The organism is Klebsiella sp. YJ, from assembly GCF_002108615.1.
Lineage (GTDB): Bacteria > Pseudomonadota > Gammaproteobacteria > Enterobacterales > Enterobacteriaceae > Klebsiella > Klebsiella planticola.
This window is the reverse complement of the sequence record NZ_MTEG01000016.1, coordinates 37,734-60,772: the sequence shown is the minus strand read 5'-3', so window position 1 is coordinate 60,772 and position 23,039 is coordinate 37,734. Positions and strand designations below refer to the sequence as shown.

At 58.0% G+C, this 23,039-nt stretch carries 25 protein-coding genes; 9 read left to right on the top strand and 16 right to left on the bottom strand.

The window, feature by feature from the left end:
• Positions 1-32: 32 nt before the first annotated feature.
• Positions 33-353: a PTS fructose-like transporter subunit IIB gene (locus BV390_RS17660; protein ID WP_032688436.1), complete on the bottom strand. Its 321-nt coding sequence runs from the start codon at positions 351-353 to the stop codon at positions 33-35.
• Between the two features lie 20 nt (positions 354-373).
• Positions 374-1,450, bottom strand: a complete 1,077-nt coding sequence (locus BV390_RS17655) for a PTS fructose transporter subunit EIIC (protein ID WP_032695703.1) — start codon at positions 1,448-1,450, stop codon at positions 374-376.
• Positions 1,451-1,758: 308 nt separating this feature from the next.
• Between BV390_RS17655 and ptsP the strand changes: the two genes are divergently transcribed.
• Positions 1,759-4,260: a phosphoenolpyruvate--protein phosphotransferase gene (gene ptsP, locus BV390_RS17650; protein ID WP_085397158.1), complete on the top strand. Its 2,502-nt coding sequence runs from the start codon at positions 1,759-1,761 to the stop codon at positions 4,258-4,260.
• A 32-nt stretch (positions 4,261-4,292) separates the two neighbouring features.
• Here ptsP and BV390_RS17645 read toward each other — a convergent pair whose 3' ends face one another.
• The gene (locus BV390_RS17645; RefSeq protein WP_085397157.1) at positions 4,293-5,378 is read right to left on the bottom strand and encodes a tartrate dehydrogenase; all 1,086 of its coding nucleotides are present in this window, start codon (positions 5,376-5,378) and stop codon (positions 4,293-4,295) included.
• 82 nt (positions 5,379-5,460) lie between these two features.
• Between BV390_RS17645 and BV390_RS17640 the strand changes: the two genes are divergently transcribed.
• Positions 5,461-6,411: a LysR substrate-binding domain-containing protein gene (locus tag BV390_RS17640; RefSeq protein ID WP_162180108.1), complete on the top strand. Its 951-nt coding sequence runs from the start codon at positions 5,461-5,463 to the stop codon at positions 6,409-6,411.
• A 93-nt stretch (positions 6,412-6,504) separates the two neighbouring features.
• Here the strand turns inward: BV390_RS17640 and BV390_RS17635 are convergent, their stop codons facing one another.
• The 4 genes from BV390_RS17635 to puuD all read right to left on the bottom strand — a co-directional run bounded on the left by BV390_RS17635 (position 6,505) and on the right by puuD (position 10,849).
• Positions 6,505-7,785 (bottom strand): NAD(P)/FAD-dependent oxidoreductase, encoded by a 1,281-nt coding sequence (locus BV390_RS17635; RefSeq protein WP_032688430.1) that lies wholly within the window; start codon positions 7,783-7,785, stop codon positions 6,505-6,507.
• A 2-nt stretch (positions 7,786-7,787) separates the two neighbouring features.
• Positions 7,788-9,275 (bottom strand): aldehyde dehydrogenase PuuC, encoded by a 1,488-nt coding sequence (gene puuC / locus BV390_RS17630; RefSeq protein WP_032695707.1) that lies wholly within the window; start codon positions 9,273-9,275, stop codon positions 7,788-7,790.
• A gap of 238 nt (positions 9,276-9,513) precedes the next feature.
• Positions 9,514-10,071: an HTH-type transcriptional regulator PuuR gene (gene puuR / locus BV390_RS17625; protein WP_032688428.1), complete on the bottom strand. Its 558-nt coding sequence runs from the start codon at positions 10,069-10,071 to the stop codon at positions 9,514-9,516.
• 25 nt (positions 10,072-10,096) lie between these two features.
• The gene (puuD, locus tag BV390_RS17620) at positions 10,097-10,849 is read right to left on the bottom strand and encodes a gamma-glutamyl-gamma-aminobutyrate hydrolase (RefSeq protein ID WP_181890568.1); all 753 of its coding nucleotides are present in this window, start codon (positions 10,847-10,849) and stop codon (positions 10,097-10,099) included.
• A 225-nt stretch (positions 10,850-11,074) separates the two neighbouring features.
• On the opposite strand from puuD, the gene BV390_RS17615 reads away from it, so the two are divergent.
• From BV390_RS17615 to BV390_RS17605, 3 genes are all read left to right on the top strand, one after another.
• Complete coding sequence (locus BV390_RS17615) at positions 11,075-12,493, top strand: glutamine synthetase family protein (RefSeq protein WP_032688426.1); 1,419 nt, start codon at positions 11,075-11,077, stop codon at positions 12,491-12,493.
• A 173-nt stretch (positions 12,494-12,666) separates the two neighbouring features.
• Positions 12,667-12,870, top strand: a complete 204-nt coding sequence (locus BV390_RS32105) for a YmjE family protein (RefSeq protein ID WP_072000007.1) — start codon at positions 12,667-12,669, stop codon at positions 12,868-12,870.
• On the top strand, positions 12,860-14,251 hold the full coding sequence (locus BV390_RS17605) for an APC family permease (RefSeq protein WP_032688425.1): 1,392 nt from the start codon (positions 12,860-12,862) through the stop codon (positions 14,249-14,251). Before BV390_RS32105 ends, BV390_RS17605 begins: the two co-directional genes overlap by 11 nt.
• Positions 14,252-14,351: 100 nt before the next feature.
• Here BV390_RS17605 and BV390_RS30760 read toward each other — a convergent pair whose 3' ends face one another.
• Entirely contained in the window at positions 14,352-14,474 is a 123-nt protein-coding gene (locus tag BV390_RS30760; RefSeq protein ID WP_004860391.1) for a small membrane protein, read from the bottom strand.
• Between the two features lie 247 nt (positions 14,475-14,721).
• Here BV390_RS30760 and BV390_RS17600 point away from each other — a divergent pair, with 247 nt between their 5' ends.
• Entirely contained in the window at positions 14,722-14,946 is a 225-nt protein-coding gene (locus BV390_RS17600; RefSeq protein ID WP_032688424.1) for a hypothetical protein, read from the top strand.
• 17 nt (positions 14,947-14,963) lie between these two features.
• Here BV390_RS17600 and BV390_RS17595 read toward each other — a convergent pair whose 3' ends face one another.
• Positions 14,964-15,713, bottom strand: a complete 750-nt coding sequence (locus tag BV390_RS17595) for an SDR family oxidoreductase (RefSeq protein ID WP_032695708.1) — start codon at positions 15,711-15,713, stop codon at positions 14,964-14,966.
• Positions 15,714-15,813: 100 nt separating this feature from the next.
• Between BV390_RS17595 and BV390_RS17590 the strand changes: the two genes are divergently transcribed.
• On the top strand, positions 15,814-16,173 hold the full coding sequence (locus BV390_RS17590) for a winged helix-turn-helix transcriptional regulator (RefSeq protein WP_032688422.1): 360 nt from the start codon (positions 15,814-15,816) through the stop codon (positions 16,171-16,173).
• On the opposite strand, the gene BV390_RS17585 is transcribed toward BV390_RS17590, so the two are convergent.
• Positions 16,170-16,964 carry an SDR family NAD(P)-dependent oxidoreductase gene (locus BV390_RS17585; protein WP_085397156.1) on the bottom strand — a complete coding sequence of 265 codons (795 nt, stop codon included), beginning with the start codon at positions 16,962-16,964 and terminating at the stop codon, positions 16,170-16,172. The two genes, BV390_RS17590 and BV390_RS17585, sit on opposite strands and share 4 nt — an antisense overlap.
• A 130-nt stretch (positions 16,965-17,094) precedes the next feature.
• Complete coding sequence (locus tag BV390_RS17580) at positions 17,095-17,544, bottom strand: winged helix-turn-helix transcriptional regulator (RefSeq protein ID WP_064793567.1); 450 nt, start codon at positions 17,542-17,544, stop codon at positions 17,095-17,097.
• 156 nt (positions 17,545-17,700) lie between these two features.
• Between BV390_RS17580 and agp the strand changes: the two genes are divergently transcribed.
• Positions 17,701-18,948 (top strand): bifunctional glucose-1-phosphatase/inositol phosphatase, encoded by a 1,248-nt coding sequence (agp, locus tag BV390_RS17575; RefSeq protein WP_032695711.1) that lies wholly within the window; start codon positions 17,701-17,703, stop codon positions 18,946-18,948.
• A gap of 74 nt (positions 18,949-19,022) precedes the next feature.
• On the opposite strand, the gene BV390_RS17570 is transcribed toward agp, so the two are convergent.
• Both BV390_RS17570 and wrbA read right to left on the bottom strand, forming a co-directional pair.
• Positions 19,023-19,250, bottom strand: a complete 228-nt coding sequence (locus BV390_RS17570) for a YccJ family protein (protein ID WP_004860407.1) — start codon at positions 19,248-19,250, stop codon at positions 19,023-19,025.
• Between the two features lie 20 nt (positions 19,251-19,270).
• A complete protein-coding gene (gene wrbA / locus BV390_RS17565) occupies positions 19,271-19,867 on the bottom strand; it encodes an NAD(P)H:quinone oxidoreductase (protein WP_004860410.1) in 597 nt (198 codons plus the stop codon).
• Between the two features lie 382 nt (positions 19,868-20,249).
• Between wrbA and BV390_RS17560 the strand changes: the two genes are divergently transcribed.
• Entirely contained in the window at positions 20,250-20,423 is a 174-nt protein-coding gene (locus tag BV390_RS17560) for a con-10 family general stress protein (RefSeq protein WP_004860412.1), read from the top strand.
• Positions 20,424-20,590: 167 nt separating this feature from the next.
• Here BV390_RS17560 and rutG read toward each other — a convergent pair whose 3' ends face one another.
• From rutG to BV390_RS17545, 3 genes are read right to left on the bottom strand one after another with little or no spacing between them, the layout of a single operon-like run.
• Positions 20,591-21,913: a pyrimidine utilization transport protein G gene (rutG, locus tag BV390_RS17555; RefSeq protein ID WP_032688418.1), complete on the bottom strand. Its 1,323-nt coding sequence runs from the start codon at positions 21,911-21,913 to the stop codon at positions 20,591-20,593.
• A 21-nt stretch (positions 21,914-21,934) separates the two neighbouring features.
• Positions 21,935-22,429 (bottom strand): NADH-dependent FMN reductase RutF, encoded by a 495-nt coding sequence (gene rutF, locus BV390_RS17550; protein WP_004860416.1) that lies wholly within the window; start codon positions 22,427-22,429, stop codon positions 21,935-21,937.
• Positions 22,430-22,438: 9 nt separating this feature from the next.
• Entirely contained in the window at positions 22,439-23,029 is a 591-nt protein-coding gene (locus BV390_RS17545) for a malonic semialdehyde reductase (protein WP_032688417.1), read from the bottom strand.
• Positions 23,030-23,039: the final 10 nt, after the last annotated feature.

Here is a 23,039-nt window from a genome sequence, read left to right as displayed (position 1 = left end):
GTCTTGCGCAGCGTCGCTGCGCGTGACGGTATTCAGGCTTTCTGCGAAAGATGGCTGTCGATTTTGTTCATAATGGCGTCAGCCCGCTTCACGGCATCGCTGATATTGACGCGAACGATGGTTTTACCGGCAAAACGCTCTTCACTCTTGATGCCGATATCTTTGGTCAGAATCACGATATCGGCGCTGGCGACATCGTCTGCCGACAGCTCATTCTCAATACCGATGGAGCCCTGAGTCTCCACCTTGACCTGCCAGCCTTTGGCTCTGGCGGCGCTCTCCAGCGACTCCGCTGCCATGTAGGTGTGTGCGACTCCGGACGGGCAGGCGGTAACGGCGATAATCCTGGTCATAAACTCTTCCTTCTGCGGTTTCAGTTAATTTCGAAATCAAGATCCAGTTCGTCATCGGCTTTGGCTGCTGACGCTTTCTTCTTCGTGAGGGCTTTAAGTACGATGACGCAGGCGGCGCTGACAAATGCCCCGACCAGCAGGCCGATAATGAACCCGCCTTTACCCTCAACCACCGGCAGGACAATCAGTCCACCCCAGCCGGCGTAGCACTGAACGCCGAGCAGAGCGGTCGTCGCGCAGCCGCTTGCGGCGCCAATCATGATGGACGGGATGACGCGTAGCGGGTCGGCGGCCGCGAAGGGGATTGCGCCTTCCGACACGCCAACGCAGCCCATGACCAGGGCGGCTTTGCCCGTTTCGCGCTCCTCTGGCGTGAAGTATTTGCGCCCCATCAGCGTCGCCAGCCCCATGCCCAGCGGCGGAATGGCGATCCCGACGGCGGCGATAGCCACCACGCTATAAACCCCCTGGGAGACGCAGATCAGCATGAAGGCGTAGGCCACTTTATTGACCGGGCCACCCATGTCGAAAGCCAGCATCAGCCCCATGATGATGGCGAGGAGCACGATACTGCCCTCGCGCATGCCCTGTAGCCAGGTTGTCAGACTGGCGGTGAGCGCGCCAATAGGTTCACCCAGCCCCCACATCATGATCCCGGCCGTAATAAAGGTGCCGATAATGGGGATAACAAAAATGGGCATCACGGAGCGCAGCACTTTGTGGACAGGGATTTTCTTCAGGTAGTAAACCACCAGGCCGCCGATCATCCCGGCGATCAGGGCGCCGAAAAAGCCGGCGCCAAAACTGTTGCCGACCCACGCGCCAATGGCGCACGGGGCCAGCGCCGCGCGGTCAGAAATGGAGTAGCCGATATAGGCCGCCAGAAAAGGCACCATCAGGGTCAGTCCGGCGACGCCAATATCAAACAGTTTTTTCAGGTTGGGATCCGTTGCGCCATCGGGCACGGCGCCCTTGCCGTACAGCATGACCGAGACGGCGAGGAGGATCCCTCCGGAGACCACAAAGGGAATCATATGTGAGACGCCGGTCATGAGATGCTGGCGTGTATTTTTTAGTATTTGCACCAGTTCGTTCATTGCTTGCTCCTGAGCGCGCTTGCGCTCGTGACAGTATTGTTGCTTCAACAGTAGGAAAATGGCGGGGGAGAAAACAGTAGAGAAAAAGTGCATTTACTGGATATTTGTAAGGTGCGCGTGAAATTGCGATCCACCTCAAATCTTAAGTGCTATAGGGTCATGTTGCGACAAAAAGAGAGAATTGTGAGGCGGAGCAGAAAAAAGATCTCTGTGTACAATTTTCCAGTAATTCACTCTTTTCTCGCGTAGTCCCTGCCGCGCGCTTTCTTTACCGTTGAGGCAATGATGTCTTGCTCAGGAGAAAGCCAATGGCCCAGGTCATTAAATTCCGTTGTGATTTGCCAAATGGCGTCCACGCCCGTCCCGCCAGTCTGGTGGAAACGCTATGCAATACCTTTTCGTCTTCTGTTGACTGGTGGAATACGCGCAGCGACCTGCGCGGCAATGCGAAAAGCGCACTGGCCATTATTGCAACCAACACGATACGGGGCGACGAGTGTCAGTTAACGATCAGCGGTGAGGATGAGCAGCGGGCGCTTGCTGCGCTGTCGGCATTTATTCAGGATGAATTTCCGCACTGCGATACGCCGTTGCCGGCGGCGGAAAGTATAGAGGTACAGCCGGTTCCGCAATCGCTGTCCCGACTGAATCCTGTTTTGTTTCACGGCCGGCCGGTGTGTGCCGGGAGCGCCGGGGGCACGCTCACCCGGCTGAAATCTTTCGATCTGCGCAACCCGGGCCCGCTGCCTGCTGCCGGGAGTATTGAGCACGAGCAGGCGCTGCTGGATCAAGGATTGCTGCTGCTGGTTAAAAATATCGAGCTGCGGCTGCTGGATAACGACGGAACCGCCGGCGCCATTCTGGAGGCGCATCGTTCGCTGGCGACGGATGCTTCTCTACGCCAGCATCTGCTGGGCGGGCTGCTGACCGGCCTGAGCTGTGCTCAGGCGATCGTCGCCAGCGGCGAGCACTTCTGCGCTCAGTTCCACGACTCCGGCAACCGCTATTTACAGGAGCGGGTGCTGGACGTACGCGATGTCTGTTTCCAGCTTCTGCAGCACATCTACGGTGAGTCCCGCTTCCCGGCACCGGGTAAGCTGACCGTCCCGGCGATTTGTCTTGCCGATGAGTTAACGCCCAGCCAGTTTCTTGAGCTGGATAAAACGCTGCTGCAAGGCCTGCTGCTGAGCGGCGGCGGGACCACTTCGCATACCGTGATTCTGGCGCGTTCGTTTAATATTCCGACTCTGGTCGGCGTGGAGATGGCGGCGCTGCTGCCGTGGGTAGGGCAATCGCTATTTATCGACGGCAATGCCGGGCTGGTGGTGGTTAACCCGGATGAGGCGGTGGAACGCTACTACCAACAGGAGGCCTGGACCGCGGCGCAGTTACGTCGCCAACAGCAGGCGTGGTTTGATAAAGACGGGGTCACAAAAGATGGCCTGCGTCTGGAGGTGGCGGCCAATATTGCCCACTCCGTTGAAGCCGCCGCGGCGTTTGGCAACGGCGCGCAGGCGGTGGGCCTGTTCCGTACCGAAATGCTGTATATGGACCGGCCCGGCGCGCCGTCCGAAGATGAACTTTATAATATTTTTTGCCAGGCGCTGGAACCGGCGAACGGCCGCAGCATTATCATTCGCACCATGGATATCGGCGGCGATAAGCCGGTGGCCTATCTCAATATCCCGGCGGAAAACAACCCCTTCCTTGGCTATCGCGCGGTGCGAATTTACGAAGAGTACCAGACGCTGTTCCGCACGCAGCTCAGGGCGATTCTGCGCGCCTCGGCGCACGGCTCGTTGAAAATTATGATTCCGATGATCTCCTCGATGGAAGAGATTCTGTGGGTGAAAGATCAGCTGGCCGAAGCCAGGCAATCCCTGCGCGATGAACATATTCCGTTCGATGAGAAGATCCCGTTTGGCATCATGCTGGAAGTGCCATCGGTGATGTTTATCATCGACCAGTGCTGTGAAGAGATCGATTTCTTCAGTATCGGCAGCAATGACCTGACGCAGTATCTGCTGGCGGTGGATCGTGATAACAGTAAGGTCACGCGCCACTACAACAGCCTCAACCCGGCTTTTTTGCGCGCGCTGGACTACGCCGTGCAGGCGGTACATCGCCAGGGGAAATGGATTGGCCTGTGTGGAGAACTGGGGGCGAAAGGTTCGGTGCTGCCGCTGCTGGTGGGGCTTGGGCTGGATGAACTGAGCATGAGCGCGCCGGCAATACCGGCGACGAAAGCGCGTCTGGCCCGGCTGGATAGCCGGGCCTGTCGCCAGCTGTTGAACCAGGCCATGCAGTGTCGCACCTCGCTGGAGGTGGAACACTTATTAGCCCAGTTCCGCATGGCTCAGCAGGACGCGCCGCTGATTACCACGCAGTGCATTACCTTAAACAGCGACTGGCGCAGTAAAGAAGAGGTGCTGAAAGGCATGACCGACAATCTGCTGCTGGCGGGGCGGTGCCGCTACCCGCGTAAGCTGGAGGCCGATCTCTGGGCGCGCGAAGCGGTATTTTCCACCGGGCTGGGCTTCAGCTTTGCCATCCCGCACAGCAAGTCGGAGCATATTGAGCAGTCGACCATCAGCGTGGCTCGCCTGGCCCGGCCGGTGGCGTGGGGAGATGACGAAGCGCAATTTGTGATTATGCTGACGCTGAACAAACATGCCGCCGGGGATCAGCATATGCGCATCTTCTCTCGCCTGGCGCGGCGCATTATGCATGAGGCGTTTCGTCACGCGCTGGTCACCGCCGACAGCAGCGAGGCCATCGCCGGGTTATTGCAGCGCGAGCTGGAGCTGTAGTTCCTCCGGCGGCACGGCGCCGGGGAGGCGGGTTAGCGCAAAATCGCCTGGCAAATGGCGTCGCTGACCTGCCGGGTCGAGGCATTCCCCTTCATATCCGGCGTTTTCGGCCCGCTGGCGATAACCTGCTCAATGGCCAGTAAAATACCGTCATGCGCCGCCTGATAGCGCGCGTCGCCGGCGCCGAGGAAATCCAGCATCATGGCGCCGGCCCAGATAGTGGCTATTGGGTTGGCGATGTTTTGGCCATAAATATCCGGCGCCGAGCCGTGCACCGGCTCGAACAGCGACGGGAAGGTGCGCTGCGGATTCAGGTTCGCCGACGGGGCGATGCCGATAGTGCCGGTACAGGCCGGGCCAAGATCGGAGAGGATATCGCCGAACAGATTTGAGCCGACGACCACGTCGAAGCGTTCCGGCTGGAGGACGAAGCGGGCGCACAGGATATCGATATGCTGTTTATCCCAGCGGATGTCAGGGTACTCCCGGGCCATGGCTTCTACGCGCTCATCCCAGAAGGGCATGCTGATGGCCAGCCCGTTGGATTTGGTGGCGGAGGTCAGGGTCTTACGCGGGCGGCTTTGCGCCAGCTCAAAGGCGTAGCGCAGGATCCGGTCTACGCCGCGGCGGGTGAATACCGACTCCTGAATCACCATCTCATGTTCGGTCCCGGGGTTCACGCGTCCACCGAGCGAGGAGTATTCCCCTTCGGTATTCTCCCGCACCACGTAGAAATCAATATCGCCGGCTTTTTTACCCGCCAGCGGGCAGGGAACGCCGGGAAACAGGCGCACCGGGCGCAGGTTGACGTACTGATCGAACTCGCGGCGAAACTTGAGCAGCGAGCCCCACAGTGAGACGTGATCCGCGACGGTTTCTGGCCAGCCGACGGCGCCGAAATAGATAGCATCAAAGGTCTTCAGCTGCTCATGCCAGTCGTCCGGCATCATTTTGCCGTGGCGGGCGTAATAGTCGCAGCTGGCCCATTCAATCTGTTCAAAGCTTAATGACAAATCCCAGCGTTCCGCCGCGGCGTGTAATACGCGAATACCTTCAGGCAGAACTTCTTTACCAATACCGTCCCCTGGGATGGCGGCAATATGACAGGTTTTCTTCATACCGGTTCTCACTTATCAGCGATGAAAATTGACTTCCTTTCTATCCTATAATTGACTGGTTCATAATTAATCACGCTAACTGGTGAAACATAAAACACAGTTCATGAATAATCTGCCGCTGCTAAATGATTTACGCGTGTTTATGCTGGTTGCCCGCCGCGCCGGTTTTGCCTCAGCCGCCGAAGAGCTGGGCGTTTCGCCCGCGTTTGTCAGCAAGCGCATTGCGTTGCTTGAGCAGACGCTGAATGTGCTGCTGCTGCACCGCACCACCCGGCGGGTCACGATTACCGAAGAGGGCGAGCGCATCTACGAATGGGCGCAGCGCATTTTGCAGGACGTCGACCAGATGATGGATGAGCTGTCCGATGTGCGTCAGGTGCCGCAGGGGACGCTGCGGATTATCAGCAGCTTTGGCTTTGGGCGCCGGGTGGTGGCACCGGCGCTGTCGGCGCTGGCTCGTCAGTATCCGCAGCTGGAGCTGCGGTTTGATGTTGCAGACCGGCTGGTAGATTTGGTGAACGAAGGCGTCGATCTCGATATTCGCGTGGGTGACGATATCGCCCCCAATCTGATTGCCCGTAAACTGGCGACCAATCAGCGGATTCTCTGCGCTTCGCCGGCGTTTCTGGCCCGCTATCCGCAGCCCAGGCAGCTTAGCGATCTGGCGACCTTGCCCTGTCTGGTGATTAAAGAGCGCGATCGGCCGTTTGGCGTCTGGCAGCTTCACGGAAAAGAGGGGGAGCAGGCCATTAAGGTGACCGGTCCGCTCTCCTCTAATCACGGGGAGATCGTGCATCAGTGGTGTCTGGACGGGCAGGGGATCTCGCTACGCTCGTGGTGGGATGTCCGTGACAACATCGCCAGCGGCCACCTGGTGCATCTGCTGCCGGAATACTCTCAACCGGCCAATATCTGGGCGGTGTATGTGTCGCGGCTGGCGACCTCGGCGAAAATCCGGGCCACGGTAGAGTTTTTACGCCACTACTTTCAGCAGCACTATCCACAGCAATGCATCGTGAGCCGCGAAACCTGATGCGTAAGACGAGAACACGCCCGGCGGCGGGTGCTGCCGGGCGCGGGATCAACGAACCCGGCGGCAGTTATCGACCCCAGGCGGTGTACCGGCTTACACCCCGAGGCGGTCGCGCAGGCTGTAGTACGCCGCGCCCATCGCGGTAAACGGAATACGCAGGCTTCGTCCGCCCGGGAACGGGTAGTGCGGCAGGTTGGCAAAGGCGTCGAAGCGCTCGGCATCCCCGCGCAGCAGCTCGGAAATCAGCCGACCGGCGAGGTGGGTACAGGTGACGCCGTGGCCGCTGTAGCCCTGCATGTAATAGATGTTGTTGTCCAGGCGACCGAACTGCGGCATCCTCGAAAGCGTCAGCAGGAAGTTGCCGGTCCAGCGATAATCGATTTTCACCCCTTTCAGCTGCGGGAAAGTCTTCAGCAGCTTCGGCATGATCAGGCGTTCAACATCGTCCGGATCGCGGGCGCCGTAGACTACGCCACCGCCGTACAGCAGACGGTTATCGCCGGTCAGGCGGTAGTAGTCCAGCAGATAGTTGCAGTCCTCCACGCAGTAATTTTTCGGGATCAGCGAGCGGGCGACCTCCTCGGACAGCGGCTCGGTGGTGACCACCTGGGTACCGCACGGCATACTGCGTTTGGCCAGCTCCGGCTCCACTTTGTCGCCAAGGTAGGCGTTCCCGGCGACGATCACGTAGCGAGCGGTCACCTGGCCTTTGGCGGTGCTCACCACTGCCGGGCTGGTGTGCTGGATACGGGTGACCGGCGATTGTTCATAAATCCGTCCGCCGTTCAGACGAATGGCATCCGCTTCGCCGATGGCCAGATTCAGAGGATGAATATGACCACCGCTATGATCGAGCAGGGCGCCGGTGTAACGATCGCTGTTGACCTCGCGGCGGATGGCATTGGCGTCCAGCAGCTCTAGCTGGTTATTACCGTAGCGCTCCCAGTTCGCTTTCTGTTCTTCCAGGGTTTCCAGCTGTTTGTGGTTCATCGCCACAAACAGGCCGCCGGGACGATAGTCGCACTGAATCTGATAGCGCTGGATACGTTCGCGGATGATCTCGCCACCTTCAAACATCATGCTGCCGAGCATTCTTGCCGCGTCCGGTCCGTAGGTTTTTTCAATCACGTCGATATCGCGGCTGTAGGAGTTTACCAGCTGGCCGCCGTTGCGCCCGCTGGCGCCAAAGCCGATCCGGGCGCTTTCCAGCAGCACCACGTCGTAGCCCATTTCGGCAAGATGTAAGGCGGAAGAGAGGCCGGTGTAGCCGCCGCCGACGACGCAGACATCGCAGCTGATGGATTCGCTCAGCGTCGGAAACGGTGCGTATTTGTTGGCGCTGGCGGCGTAATAACTGGTGGTATGTTCGGTCATAATTAAGACTCCAGAGTCATCCAAATCGTTTTCAGTTCGGTGAATTTTTCCAGCGCGTGCAGAGACTTATCGCGTCCGTTTCCGCTTTGCTTATAGCCGCCAAACGGGACGGTCATATCACCATCGTTATAGTTGTTCACAAAAACGGAGCCCGCTTTCAGGCGCCGGCTCATGCGGTGGGCGCGGGAAAGATCGCGCGTCCAGACCGCGGCGCCCAGGCCGTAATGGCTGTCGTTGGCAAGCCGTAACGCCTCTTCTTCGCAGGTGAAGCGGGTAACCACCAGTACCGGGCCGAAAATCTCTTCCCGGCTCAGAGGGGAGGCCGGATCGACATCGACAAAAATGGTCGGGCCGACGGCGGCCGGCCACGGATTTTTCCGCCCATCGATCAGTAAGGTGCTGTGACTCTCACCCACGCGGATAAAGCTGTGGACGCTGTCGGCATGGGTGTTATCAATCAACATGCCCATGGTGGTGTTGGGGTCGAGCGGGTTGCCCGGCTGCCAGAGGCGAGCCTGCTCCTGCAGACGGCTGAGGAACTCATCGGCAATGCTGTCTTCAACCAGCAGGCGGGTCCCGGCGATGCACACCTGGCCCTGGTTGTAGAAGATGCCGCCGGCGGTGGCGTTGACCGCTTTTTGCAGATCCGGGCAGTCGGCAAAGACGATATTGGCGCTTTTACCGCCGGCTTCCAGCCAGACGCGCTTCATGTTGCTGTCGCCGGCATCTTTTAACAGCTGTTTGCCGGTGCGGGTGGAGCCGGTAAAGGTGATGACCTCGACGTCCGGGTGCAGCGCCAGGGCCTGGCCCGCTTCATGGCCAAAACCGCTGATCACGTTCAGCACACCGTCCGGCAGCCCGGCTTCTTTCGCCAGGCCTGCAAGACGCAGGGCGGTGAGCGGTGATTTCTCAGACGGTTTAAGCACGATGCTATTGCCGGTAGCCAGCGCCGGGCCGAGTTTCCAGCAGGCCAGCAGCAGCGGGAAATTCCACGGGACCACGGCGGCAATCACGCCTACCGGTTCGCGGACGATCATCGCCAGCTCATTGACGCCGGTCGGCGCGACTTCGCCATACACTTTGTCGATGGCTTCCGCATACCAGCGGATGGCCCTGGCAGCGCCGGGGATATCGTCGCGCAGGCTGTGGCGGATCGGCTTTCCGGTATCGAGGGTCTCCAGCAGCGCCAGCTCTTCACGGTGGCTTTCCATCAGGTCCGCCAGCTTATTGAGCACCGCTTTACGCTTCGCGGGTGACGCCTGTGACCAGTCGCCGCATTCAAAGACGCGGCGCGCGGCCTGAACGGCGAGGTCGACGTCGGCCTTTTTACCGCGGGCGACGTGCGCCAGCGTGTGCTGGGCGGCAGGGTCGATGGTTTCAAACGTGGTATTATCGACAGCAGAGCAGTATTCGCCATTAATAAATAACCGCGTTTCAATCTCCATGCTTTTCGCTTTATCCTGCCACCAGGCCAGATGTTTGAAATCCATATAAGACTCCTTAATCACATAATCGAATAGTGGGCATTTCAGACAGCACAGGGCGCAGGGCGTCCCCGGAGTCAGATACCGTCTTTAGCGCGTTTTATTTGCGCGTATTATTGCGGCCAGCAGGAAATAAGATTCCGCACTACGCTGCGTATTATTTGCGTGTTCTTCGCTCCGCCGGAAACAGGGCATCCGACGGAGCAGGCCAGAAGAAAGCCTGAAACCTGCTCAGGCTAAAAAATCAGAATGTGGTGGGGGTATGGGCACTGATAATTCGGCAAATGCCGGCCGAAGTATTGCTGAAACTGTGCGGTATGCCGGTATTTATGGCATAGCTTTGCCCAGCAACCAGATGATACGACTGACCATTGATGACCAGTACGACTTCACCTTCCAGTATGGTGCCAATTTCCTCACCTTGATGTTTGATCCTCTCCCCGGTTGTGGTTCCAGGCTGGTAAGTTTCAAAAATCATCGCCAGCGTACGGTTCGGATTTCCGTTATGCACCAGCTTCATCGAAACCCCCTGACTGCCGATTTCGATAAGGTCATCCTGATTAATAACCACCTGCGGTTCATCAGGTTTTTCTGGTTCAGAAAAGAATTCCGAGAGCGACAGCCCATAAACTTTCAGCAGCTTTTGCAGCGTACTGATGGCAGGACTGACTTTGTCCTGTTCTATGGTACTGATGGCACTATGTGTTAACCCAGACAGTTCGGCGGCACGACGTTGTGAGAGACCCAGCTGTTGGCGGATCGCTGACAGACGTTTTCCTGGCGCCAGTCCGTCATCGCTCATATTTGCATTTCCTTAACTGTAATGGTCAGAGCCGCGGCTTTTCAGCCATGCGGTTCTGACAGGCGGTGATAAAACCTTCAAACAACAAACGCGACAGGGCGTATTCACTACTGTTCCATTCCGGATGCCACTGTACCCCCAGCGCGAAGGGGTGGTCATTGACGCTGACCGCTTCTGCCAGCCCATCGGAAGAACGGGCTTCGACGCGCAGACGCGAGCTTAATGTCTTTGCTCCCTGCCCATGTAGCGAGTTTACCCAAAACGTGTTGCAGCCCGGTATTAACTGTGAAAGTAATCCTCCTTGCTGAACCTGTACTTCGTGAGACGGCGCATATTGCTGCTCTACCGGCAGTTCTGCATCTTCGCGATGTTCGAGGAGCTCCGGCTGCTCGAAAAGACGACGATACAGAGTCCCACCGGTGGCGACAACCAGTTCCTGTAACCCACGGCAGATGGCGAAAATGGGGATGCGCCTTTCGAGTGCGGCGTTTATCAGTGCCATGCTCAGAAGATCACGCCCGGGATCGGCGTCAGGCTCATCGCCGTTTTCACCATAAAGGTGCGGCTGCACATTGCTGGGGCTGCCCGGCAGGTAAATGCCGTCCAGTTGCGGTAACAACGCGGCAAGCAGTTCCGGTTCGGCCAGCGCATGCGGCAGGGCAATCGGCAATCCACCGGCGTTAATTATTGCATTCAGGTATTTTTCTTGCAGGGTCTGGGTCTGGTGACCCTTCAGCCTGTTCCTGCACATCACGACACCAATAACTGGCTTGTACATTATATTTTCCATGATCGCCCTCACAAAGTGGACTAAATTATGACCGTTTAGCGCTTTAAATGGCCATATCGTTCAATATTTTCTCAATCTAGCAGTGAGAATTGCCGTTTGCAAACTTAATTTAACATTTTACAAACATTTTGTTTGCATACACATTCGAATGGTGGACATTATATTTAACGGCAAGAAAGCCCGGCTCCGAAACCAACACAACGGCGGTGAATGATGGAAACCAATATTGTAGAAGTTGAGAATTTTGTTCAGCAGTCAGAAGAGAGACGGGGCAGCGCATTCACCTGGGAAGTGAAGCGCTACCTTGAGCAGTATCCGAATACGCAGTACGTCGATGTGCTGCTGACCGATCTGAACGGCTGTTTCCGCGGTAAGCGCATCCCGGTCTCCAGCCTGAGCAAACTGGAAAAAGGGTGCTACTTCCCGGCCTCCGTTTTTGCCATGGATATTCTGGGGAATGTGGTGGAAGAGGCCGGTCTGGGCCAGGAGATGGGGGAACCGGACTGTACCTGCGTACCGGTACCGGGCACCTTAACCCCTTCTGCCGCCGACCCGGAGTCTATCGCGCAGCTGCAGCTGACCATGGTTGATGAAGATGGCGCTCCCTTTGACGTTGAGCCGCGGAACGTTCTCAATCGACTCTGGCAGCAGCTGCGCCAGCGTGGGTTGTTCCCCGTGGTAGCGGTAGAGCTGGAGTTCTATTTACTCGATCGTAAACGCGATGCGGAAGGCTATCTCCAGCCGCCTTGCGCGCCGGGTACCGGCGATCGCAACACCCAAAGCCAGGTCTACTCCGTGGATAACCTCAACCACTTCGCCGACGTGCTCAACGACATTGATGAGCTGGCCCAGCTGCAGCTGATTCCGGCCGATGGCGCGGTGGCGGAAGCGTCGCCGGGTCAGTTCGAAATCAACCTTCATCACACCGATAACGTGCTGGATGCCTGCGACGATGCGCTGGCGTTAAAACGCCTCGTGCGTTTGATGGCAGAGAAGCATAAGATGCATGCCACTTTTATGGCCAAGCCTTATGAAGAGCATGCCGGTAGCGGGATGCACATCCATATCAGCATGCAAAACAACAAGGGCGAAAACGTTCTCGCGGATGCCAGTGGCGAAGATTCTGCGCTGCTGAAACGCGCGCTCGCCGGGATGATTGACCTGATGCCGGCGTCGATGGCGCTGCTGGCGCCAAACGTCAACTCATACCGCCGCTTCCAGCCGGGTATGTATGTGCCGACGCAGGCCTCCTGGGGGCATAACAACCGGACGGTGGCGCTGCGGATCCCCTGCGGCGATCGCCAGAATCACCGGGTGGAGTATCGCGTGGCGGGGGCCGACGCCAACCCGTATCTGGTGATGGCGGCGATCTTTGCCGGCATCTTGCACGGTCTGGACAATACGCTGCCGTTGCAGGAAGAGGTAGAGGGCAACGGTCTGGAGCAGGAAGGGCTGCCGTTCCCGATCCGTCAAAGCGATGCGCTGTGGGAGTTTATGCAAAACGATAGCCTGCGTGAGCGCCTGGGGGAACGTTTCTGCCACGTTTACCACGCCTGTAAACATGACGAATTACTGCAGTTTGAGCGTCTTATCACAGAAACCGAAATTGAGTGGATGTTGAAAAACGCCTGATTGCCGCCCCGCAAGGGGCCTGTAGATTTGATAGACAAGTAGCATCATACGGCCTGAGCGGAGCCTGGTCGGACGTTTTTGCTGGGAGTCCAGCCATTTCCCGGATGTCGCGTAAAGGAGCGCAGGCGATAACGGGGCTTCAGTTAACGACACAGTGTGTGACGAGGTAAGAGATGACGCCGATGTTCAAATATCCGCAGGGAGAAGGAGGCCATGAAGGCCGCGATGCATGCCGTAATAACGCGAAATCAACCGCCGTATGCCGAAACGTTTTAACCGATTATTTATGCCTTACCCCCTTGCTAAGCAGGTTTGTTACCCGGTCATTGCGCCCGCAAACCCACGTTTACATGGGGGGGTATAACTATGGCTGCTAACACTTCTCTCGACATCTCATCCGCGGCGGGGAAACCGCGTTTGCGCAAGTCGCTCAAGCTCTGGCAGGTGGTGATGATGGGGCTGGCCTATCTCACCCCGATGACGGTGTTTGATACCTTTGGTATTGTCTCGGGAATCAGTAACGGCCACGTTCCCGCGTCCTATCTTCTGGCGTTGGCCGGGGTGCTGTTCACCGCCATCAGCTACGGTAAGCTGGTGCGACAGTTCCCGGAGGCCGGGTCGGCGTATACCTATGCGCAGAAGTCGATCAGCCCGCACGTGGGTTTTATGGTGGGCTGGTCTTCACTGCTGGATTATCTCTTTTTACCGATGATCAACGTGCTACTGGCGAAGATCTATCTGTCGGCGCTGTTTCCGGAAGTTCCGCCGTGGGTGTGGGTGGTGGGATTTGTGGCGATTCTGACCGCGGCGAATATCAAAAGCGTCAATCTGGTGGCCAACTTCAATACGCTGTTTGTGCTGGTGCAGATTGCGATCATGGTCGTCTTTATTTTCCTGGTGGTGCAGGGGCTGCATAAGGGTGAAGGGGTCGGGACCGTCTGGTCGCTGCAACCGTTTATCAGCCAGAATGCCCATCTGATTCCGATTATCACCGGGGCGACGATTGTCTGTTTCTCGTTCCTCGGTTTTGATGCGGTCACCACGCTGTCGGAAGAGACGCCGGATGCCGCACGCACCATTCCGAAAGCCATTTTCCTGACGGCGGTCTATGGCGGGATTATCTTTATCGTCGCCTCCTTCTTTATGCAGCTCTTTTTCCCCGATATCAGCCGCTTTAAGGATCCGGATGCGGCGCTGCCGGAAATTGCGCTGTACGTCGGCGGGAAACTGTTCCAGTCGATTTTCCTCTGTACCACCTTCGTCAACACGCTGGCGTCGGGGCTGGCGTCGCACGCCAGCGTCTCCCGCCTGCTGTATGTCATGGGGCGCGATAATGTCTTTCCGGAGCGTATTTTTGGCTATGTCCATCCGAAATGGCGGACCCCGGCCCTCAACGTGTTGATGGTGGGCGTGGTGGCGATGTCGGCGCTGTTCTTTGATCTGGTGACCGCGACGGCGCTGATTAACTTTGGCGCGCTGGTGGCGTTTACCTTCGTCAACCTGTCGGTGTTCAACCACTTCTGGCGGCGTAAAGGCTATAACAAAACGTGGAAGGATCGCGTGCACTACCTGATTCTGCCGCTAATTGGCGCGGCGACGGTAGCGGTCCTGTGGGTTAACCTGGAGGCAACATCATTGACCCTGGGTCTGGTGTGGGCGGCGTTAGGGCTGCTGTATCTGACCTGGCTGACCCGTCGCTTCCGTCAGCCTCCGCCGCAGTTTGACGCCCGTAAAGCGGAGCAGGCCTGGGAGTCGTAACCGTTCAGACTGAACAGGAAGTAAAGAATAAAAGCAGGCATAACGCCTGCTTTTATTCTTCCTGGATGCGTCGTGGCGCAACGTGGTACCTCGGGAGGGGCTATTTTTTCTTCTTATGGGTCGGGAGCTGGCTGGCGCGGCGTTCTTTGACGTATGACACCAGACTGTAAATCGCCACTCCCAGCAAAATGACCGCGACAACAATGAGAATAATACCGGACATAAGCGATCCTGGGCTTGAGTTGAAAACCATGAACTCTATTAAGTTACGTGTAAGATAGCATCAGGATGTGTCCGAAATATGACTCGTTTTACGGTTAAAATCGAAAAAAATCAGGATGATAAAATCATACTGACCGGTCTGAAGCGCCGTTTCGTCGGCCGGGTAACACTCCGTTAAGTGATTTTACAGACGTACGGCCCGCGGGCTGATACCCTGCATTTGAGTAAGAATTGTCTGAGAGTAATGCATGCGTAATCAACATATCGTCGGCCTGGTTGGGCTGACTCTTATCCTGACTTCATTTGCCGGCGCAGCGGAGTCAGATCGCCAACAAACCCGCGAACGAATCATGGATCAGGTGCTAAAACCCTGTGAAGGCAAAAAAGCGGGGGACAAAGTGGTGATGGTCGATCGCCGCGGCGGCGAGCATGAGGCGATCTGCACGCTGGCGGCGGTACCGCTACCGGAGTAACGCCCGCCGCCGCCGGATCAGAGATTTCCCGTGCCGCCATCCACCCGCAGTTCGCTGCCGAGTACGTAGCTGGACTCATCCGATGCCAGATACAGGGCGGCGTTGGCCAGCTCCTGCGGCGTGCCCATCCGTCCCAGCGGCACCAGGTTTTTGATCTCCTCCTGCAGGTCGCTCAAGGCCTGGGCGCTGAGGCCGAGTTTATCCAGCGCCGGGGTGCGCACGGGGCCCGGACTCAGGCCATTCACCCGGATACCGTGCGGTAGCAGCTCCGCCGACAGGGTACGCGCCAGCGACAGCAGCCCGGCTTTACTGGCGGCATAGGCGCTGCTGGTGGGCAGGCCGATATGGGCGCTGACCGATCCGCAAAGAATGACCGACGCCGGGTTGGCGAGCAGCGGCAGCAGCGCCTGCAGCAAGAAGAACGGCCCTTTCAGGTTGATATTCATCAATCGATCCCACTCCGCTTCGCGCCAGTCGCCGAAGGGGGCATGGGTGACATCACCGGCGTTGACGAACACCACATCCAGCTGCGGCCAGCGGTCGGTGAGGGTTGCGGCCAGCTGGCGCTGCCCGGCGGCGTCGCCGGAATCGGCGGCGATGACCCAGCCATTGTTACCCAGTAGCGCCTGCGCCTGCTCAAGGGCGACCGGATTGCGCCCTGTCACCGCCACCTGCGCCCCTTCGGCGATAAACGTCTGCGCCGTAGCGAGACCAATCCCGCTGGTCCCGCCGGTTATCAGCGCATATTTTCCTGCTAAACGTCCCATTACCTTCTCCTGACAGTGCTGTGGAAAAGGGACTATAAAAGCTTTAGTATCCAAAGGATACCAGGTACCAATTGGATACTAATGAGGCGAAAGGTGTGCTATGGCGAAGACAGCGGCGCGCGTCGGGGAAAATAATTTCGTGCAGCATGCTTGCCCGATGACCGATTTTGTTAATCTGATTGCCGGGAAGTGGGCGATCCCGATTCTCTACCGGCTGATTGTCCTTAATGCGCCGGTGCGCTTCGGCGAACTGCTGCGCGCGGCGGCGCCGATTACGCAAAAAGAGCTGACCCGCCAGCTGCGGCTGTTCGAGCAGCGCGGGCTGGTGTCGCGCTGCGTCTATCCCGAAATTCCCCCCCGCGTTGAATATCAGATAACTGACCTGGGGCTGTCGATGCGCAGCGCACTTCAGCCGCTGGCGGAGTGGATGAGTCAGCACGGCCACCTGCTCAAACGTTAAGCCCGGCGATAGCGCGGCGCCGGTTGGCCGGTGCGTGCGCTGCCGAACAGCGCGAGCCTCGCCTGGTCGTAATGGGTCCAGAGCGCCAGATCGTGAACCGGCGGCAGGGTGATATTTTCGCCCTGATCAAGGCCGCTAAGCGCCGCGTCCACCAGATCTTCCGTCGTCATCACCGAGCCTGCCGGCAGTGCGTCAAGAGCGACGCCGGAGGTGGGCCACAGATCCGTCGCGGTTGCCGCCGGAAGCACCGCCTGAATACGCAAACCGCTGTCGGCAAACTCCTCCTGAAGCGCGCGGGTAAAGCTCAGCACCCACGCCTTGCTGGCGCTGTAGACGGCGCTGCCCGGTAGCGCATGCAGCGCAAGAATGGAGGCGATATTGATCAGCGTCCCCTGACCTCGAGGGCTGAAGGCGGCCAACGCCGCATAGCTCAGGCGCAGCAGAGCGGTGGTATTCAGGGTATGAATCATCTGATGTTCGCGCACATCCGTGGTCAGTAACCCTCCCATTTTCGCCGTGCCAGCGTTGTTAATCACCAGCGCAATCGTCGGATCCGATTGCAGGCGCGCTTCAACGGCGCGGATACCGCTTTCTTCGCTCAGGTCTGCCTTGAGCACGTCGGCCCGGATGCCGTACTGGCGCTGCAGCTCTTGGGCGAGGGCCTGCAAACGTTCTTCCCGACGTGCGACCAGAATCAGGTGATAGCCGCGAGCGGCGAGACGTTCGGCATAGCGGGCGCCGATGCCGGAAGATGCGCCGGTAATCAAAGCGGTATAAGAAGGGGTCGTCATGGAGTTACCTCAAGTAATATGGTTGCATTATTAAACCAAATTCAGCATGCGTTAAATGGTTTAATAATGCAACCAATTGACGGAGGTTATTTTATTATGAGGAATGATTAAAAAGTAATAATGATTAAAATCAGTCTGTTAGCGGCAGTCTGGCGGTAATGTCGTCGGGGCGGAGCGTCCGGCCATCGGCGGCCTGTAGCACCAGCTTGCGCAGCGGCTGGCGCGTGAGATTATCAATCAACACGGTGGCGGGTTCGTCGGGCGTCAACAGATACTCGTCGGCCCATTGCGCCAGCGCCACCAGCACAGTTTGCAGCCCACGCCCCTTTTCGGTAAGCACGTACTCCTGCCACGCGCTACCGTCCGAAGCGGGCTGCATCGTGAGAATACCTTCTTCCACCAGCATTTTTAGCCGCCCGGCGAGCATGTTCTTAGCAATGCCAAGGTGCTTTTGAAATTCGCTGAAGCGCCGGGTCCCCCCCAGGGCATCGCGGACAATGAGTAGCGACCACCAGTCGCCAATGACGTCAAGTGAGCGGGCAATGGGGCAACTGCTGTTTTCCAGACGAGTACGTTTCACGAGAGCTCCTGTGGCTTCAGTCGTTTTATTATAAAACTATTTCCCCGGGCTGCGAAAAGTTTCTCCCGTTGCGTGAGTTTGCGAGCCGTCGTGCGGAAAAATGTCATCAATTTGTCACAATGAAAGCGATGATAATCACTGACTGAGGATTAAGGGATGCAAAAGAGTCTACTCGCCAGCGTCGTGGCCGGCGCCGTATTGTTATCGACGGCTGCCCAGGCAGAGGAACAGACGGCACCGCAGGGCTATCAGCTACAGCAGGTGTTGATCATGAGTCGCCACAACCTGCGCGCGCCGCTGGCCAACAACGGCAGCGTGCTGGAGCAGTCAACGCCGAAATCATGGCCGGAGTGGGATGTGCCCGGCGGTCAGCTGACCACTAAGGGCGGCGTGCTTGAGGTCTATATGGGGCACTATATGCGCGAATGGCTGGCGCAGCAGGGGCTGGTCACCCGCGGCGAGTGTCCGGCGGAGAATAGCGTTTACGCCTACGCCAACAGTCTGCAACGTACCGTGGCGACCGCGCAGTTCTTTATAACCGGCGCGTTCCCCGGCTGTGGGGTTACGGTTCATCACCAGCCGCAAATGGGCACCATGGACCCGACGTTTAATCCGGTGATTACCGACGATTCTGCCGCCTTCAGCGAAAAAGCCGTACAGGCGATGGAAAAAGAGCGGCAGACCATGCAGCTGGCCGACAGCTACAAGCTACTCGAAGTGATGACGGACTATCAAAATTCACCGTCCTGCAAAGAGAAGCAGCAGTGCTCGCTGAGCGACGGCAAGGATACCTTCAGCGCAAAATATCAGCAGGAACCGGGCGTTTCCGGGCCGTTAAAGGTGGGCAACTCGCTGGTTGATGCCTTCACGCTGCAGTATTACGAAGGGTATCCGCTGGATCAGGTGGCGTGGGGCGAGATAAAAACCGACAAACAGTGGCAGGTGTTGTCGAAGCTGAAAAACGGCTATCAGGATAGCCTGTTCACCTCGGCGGAAGTGGCGCGCAACGTGGCTAAACCGCTGGTGAAATATATCGATAAAGCGCTGGTCAGCGATCCCGCTCAGGCGGCGAAAGTGACGCTGTTGGTGGGGCACGATTCCAATATTGCCTCACTGCTGACGGCGTTAGACTTCAAACCTTATCAGCTGCATGACCAGTATGAACGGACCCCGATCGGCGGGAAAATTGTTTTCCAGCGCTGGCATGATAGCGGCGCCAACCGTGAGCTGATGAAAATTGAGTATGTGTATCAAAGCACGGCGCAGCTGCGCAATACCGAAACCTTAACCCTGCAATCCCCGCCGCAGCGCGTGACCCTGGCGCTGAACGGCTGTCCGGTGGATGCAAACGGCTTCTGTCCGATGGAGACCTTTAAGCAGGTGATGAACGACGCGGCGAAATAAAAAAAACGGACCGGCCATGGCTGGTCGGTCCGGGTCTTGTTTTGTTGGCCCGGTCATGCGCCGGGCACTCCGGGTTACACGTTTTTGCGCTCGATGGTCTGTTCGCCCCAGAAAAGGGCGTCTTTATCCGTTTTCGCGAAGGCCAAAGAGAGCACTTCATCGCTGCCTTCTTCCCAAATTTTCTCTGCTAGCTTTTCATCGTATTTGGCTAATTCAAAAATCGCTTCGGCGATCTCTAAAGAGGTATTTCGTAAACTAGCCCATTCACCCACGTGGTGGGCTTTCGCTTCTTGAGTTGGCATGCAAATCCTCCTGCTGAAGGTTAGCCGTGTAGTTTAACTGCCAGTCCTGCGACATGTTCACCCTGATAGCGGGCGATCGCCAGCTCTTCCTGACTTGGCTGACGAGAACCATCGCCGCCGGCGATAGTGGTTGCGCCATACGGTGTGCCGCCGCGCACCGCCGACACATCAAAAAGCTCCTGGGCGCCGTAGCCGATAGGGACAATCACCATCCCATGATGGGCAAGCGTGGTCCAGGTCGAGGTAATGGTCTGCTCTTGTCCACCGCCGGTACCGGTAGAGCTAAAGACGCTGGCCAGTTTGCCGTACAGTGCGCCCGATGCCCACAGGCCGCCGGTCTGATCGAGGAAGGTGCGCATTTGTCCGGACATATTGCCGAAACGGGTGGGGGTACCAAAGATGATGGCATCATACTCTGCCAGTTCCTGCGGCGTGGCGACGGGCGCATTCTGCGTTTTCCCGCCTGCTTTGGCGAACGCCTCAGCTTGCATAGTTTCCGGCACGCGCTTCACGACCACCTCAACGCCGTCTACTTTGTTCGCCCCTTCGGCGACAGCGTGAGCCATGGTTTCGATGTGTCCATACATTGAATAATAAAGCACCAGAATTTTAGCCATTTGCATCACTCCTCGGTTGCGTTAGAGACCAGCCAAACGACTGGCTACCTTTAAAGATAAGGCCTCTGGCTAAGAGTGCAAATCTAACAATCATTTATTTGATTTATAACAAAATTGCAAAGAACGCGTTTGTCGCAAAAAGAAACATCTTTATCTGCCCGCTTTTCATCAGCCATAAGAGACGCTTAGCGCGGCACGGGCGGCGGTAAATCCGTTGTGGCCGTCAAATTATTACAGAATGTTACTATTTGTCTGGTGAATGAGTTTCCTTCACTACGCTTAACAGCACGCAATACGAAAAATGGCCATGCCATATGCCGCTGAGTCGCGGCTTCGTATTGTACGCAATGCAAGATGATGTCTAACCAAGTGGAGGTCAGTGATGGCAAACCATCGTGGCGGTTCCGGCAACTTTGCTGAGGATCGTGAAAGAGCATCAGAAGCAGGTCGTAAGGGTGGCCAGCATAGCGGGGGGAACTTCAAAAACGATCCTCAGCGCGCCTCGGAAGCCGGCAAAAAAGGGGGGAAAAACAGTCACGGCAATCGTCATAGCTGACCTGCCCGGCTGACTGTGTTCGATGTGGCTCTACTCTCCTCGGCACCTGCCACATCCTCCTCGCCGCCGGCCTCCGCCGGCGGTTTTTATTGCCTGTCGCGAGCCCCCCTGGCAGCGCATGAGATTGTGGGGCGACACGTTCTTCGCCGCCCCGTAAGCGTAGCGTTTTAAACGGGGGTGACGTCGGGCTGTTCTGCTTCACGTACGCGGCGGTTCAGCAGCGCGTGAAGTAAAATCGCGCCAAAGGTGGCCGTTCCGATCCCGCCAAGGGTAAACCCGCCCAGCGACAGGGCGAAATCTCCGGCGCCGAGCACCAGCGTGACCGCCACCATGATCAGATTGCTGTTCTGACTCAGGTCAACCCGATTCTGTACCCAGATACGGGCGCCGGCGACCGCAATCAAGCCAAAGACCACGATCGACGCGCCGCCGATAACCGGCCCGGGGATCGTATGGATCAACGCGCCAAACTTCGGTGAAAAGCCGAGTAAAATGGCAATCAGCGCGGCGGCAACAAACACCAGGGTGGAATAGACTTTGGTCACCGCCATCACGCCGATATTTTCCGCATAGGTGGTCACGCCGCTGCCGCCCACCGCGCCGGAGAGCATCGTCGCCAGCCCGTCGCCGACGAACGCCCGTCCCATATAAGGGTCCATATTGCGTCCGGTCATGCCGGCGACCGCTTTCAGATGCCCCAGGTTTTCCGCCACCAGAATCACCGCCACCGGGGCTATCAGCATCATCGCCTGGCCGTCAAAGGTCGGGGCGGTAAAGTGCGGCAGCCCGAACCACGCCGCCTGGTGCAGTAAGGTAAAGTCGAGCGGTTTACCCAGCCCGAGGAGATTCGCCAGCAGCGCGTACAGCCCGCAGGCAACGATCAGGCCGACGAGAATCAGCAGCCGCTGGATCATCCCGCGGGTAAAGACCGCCACCAGTCCGATACAGAGTACGGTCAGCACCGCCATCCAGCCATCGAAGGCGGAGGCGGAGACGCTGTGTACGGCGATAGGGGCGAGATTGAGCCCAATGGCCATCACCACCGCGCCGGTCACCACCGGCGGCATCAGTCGTTCAATCCAGCGGGTACCGATTTTCATCACCACCACGCCAATCAGGGTATACACCAGGCCGCAGGCGATAATTCCTCCGAGGGCGACGCTAAGGTGCGGATTGAGTCCCTGACCATTAAAGCCGGTGACGGCGATAACCACGCCGATGAAGGCGGCGCTGGAGCCCAGGTAGCTTGGCACCCGACCGCCGGTCACCAGGAAAAACAGCAGCGTGCCGATACCGGACAATAAAATCGCCAGGTTAGGATCCAGCCCCATCAGGATGGGCATCAGCACGGTGGCGCCAAACATGGCGACCGCGTGCTGGACGCCCATGACCATCGTTTGTCCGACGGAGAGGCGTTCATCGGGGGCCACCACGCCGGACGCGGCGGAAGGGGAGGTCAACTGCCAGCGAGGAAAATCGAAAAGTGCCATGATGATATCCCGGGTTTGAAGTTAACAGGCTGGACGCATAAGCGTGTGGTAGCCGCGGTCGAACCACATCAGCCCGCGCGGCTCTGGATGTCTGACGATGGCGGCCACTTCACAGAACAAAATGTCGTGGGTGCCGACGCTGACTATCTGGTTGATACGACAATCGAAGCTGACCAGCGCATCGACCAGGCGCGGGCAGCCGGTGAGACCGGTTTGCCATTCGGCGGCGGCGAAACGCTCCGCCATCGGCGTTTTACCGCCAAAGACGTTGGAGAGCGACTCCTGGCCAGCCGCCAGGGTGTTGACGCACAGCGCCTGGTGCTGGCGGAAGGTCGGCCACACCGAGGCGGAGCGGTTGAGACAGACCAGCAGCGTTGGCGGTGTATCGGTGACGCTACAGACCGCGCTGGCGGTAAATCCGGCGCGACCCGCCGGGCCATCGGTGGTAATCACGTTGACCGCCGCGCCGACCTGGGCCATGGCGTCACGAAAACTCTGTTTATCCGCTACGGACATAGTGGCTCCTTACGCCAGCTGGCAGGCATCATCAAAGGACAGGCGCGGCAGGCGGCCATACAGTTTGGCAGTGTCGCCATAACCAATATTAATCAACAGGTTGCTCTTCCAGCCGCTGTCGGCAAAGAACGCCGCATCAACCTTGTCGCGGTCAAACCCTGACATCGGGCCGGTATCCAGGCCAAGGGCGCGGCAGGCGAAAATCAGATATGCCGCCTGCAGAGAGCTGTTGCGAAAGGCGGTCTCTTCCGCCAGCTGCGGACTGGAGGTGAACCAGCTGCGGGCATCGCCGTGGGGGAACAGCGTCGGCAGGCGATCGTAGAAGGCGCGATCCCAGGCCACGATGGCGGTCACCGGCGCGCGCAGGGTTTTTTCGAGGTTGCCGCTGGAGAGCGTCGGACGCAGTTTCTCCTTTCCTTCCGGCGTGCGGACAAACAGGATCCGTGCGGGGGAGCAGTTGGCGGAGGTCGGCCCCATTTTCATCAGATCGTATATTTCGTGCAGCAGGCTATCGCTGACCGGTTTATCCAGCCAGCCATTGTGGGTACGGGCGTGAGTAAACAGACTGTCGCGCGCGCTTTGGCTAATGCTTTCGCTCATAGATTCTCCT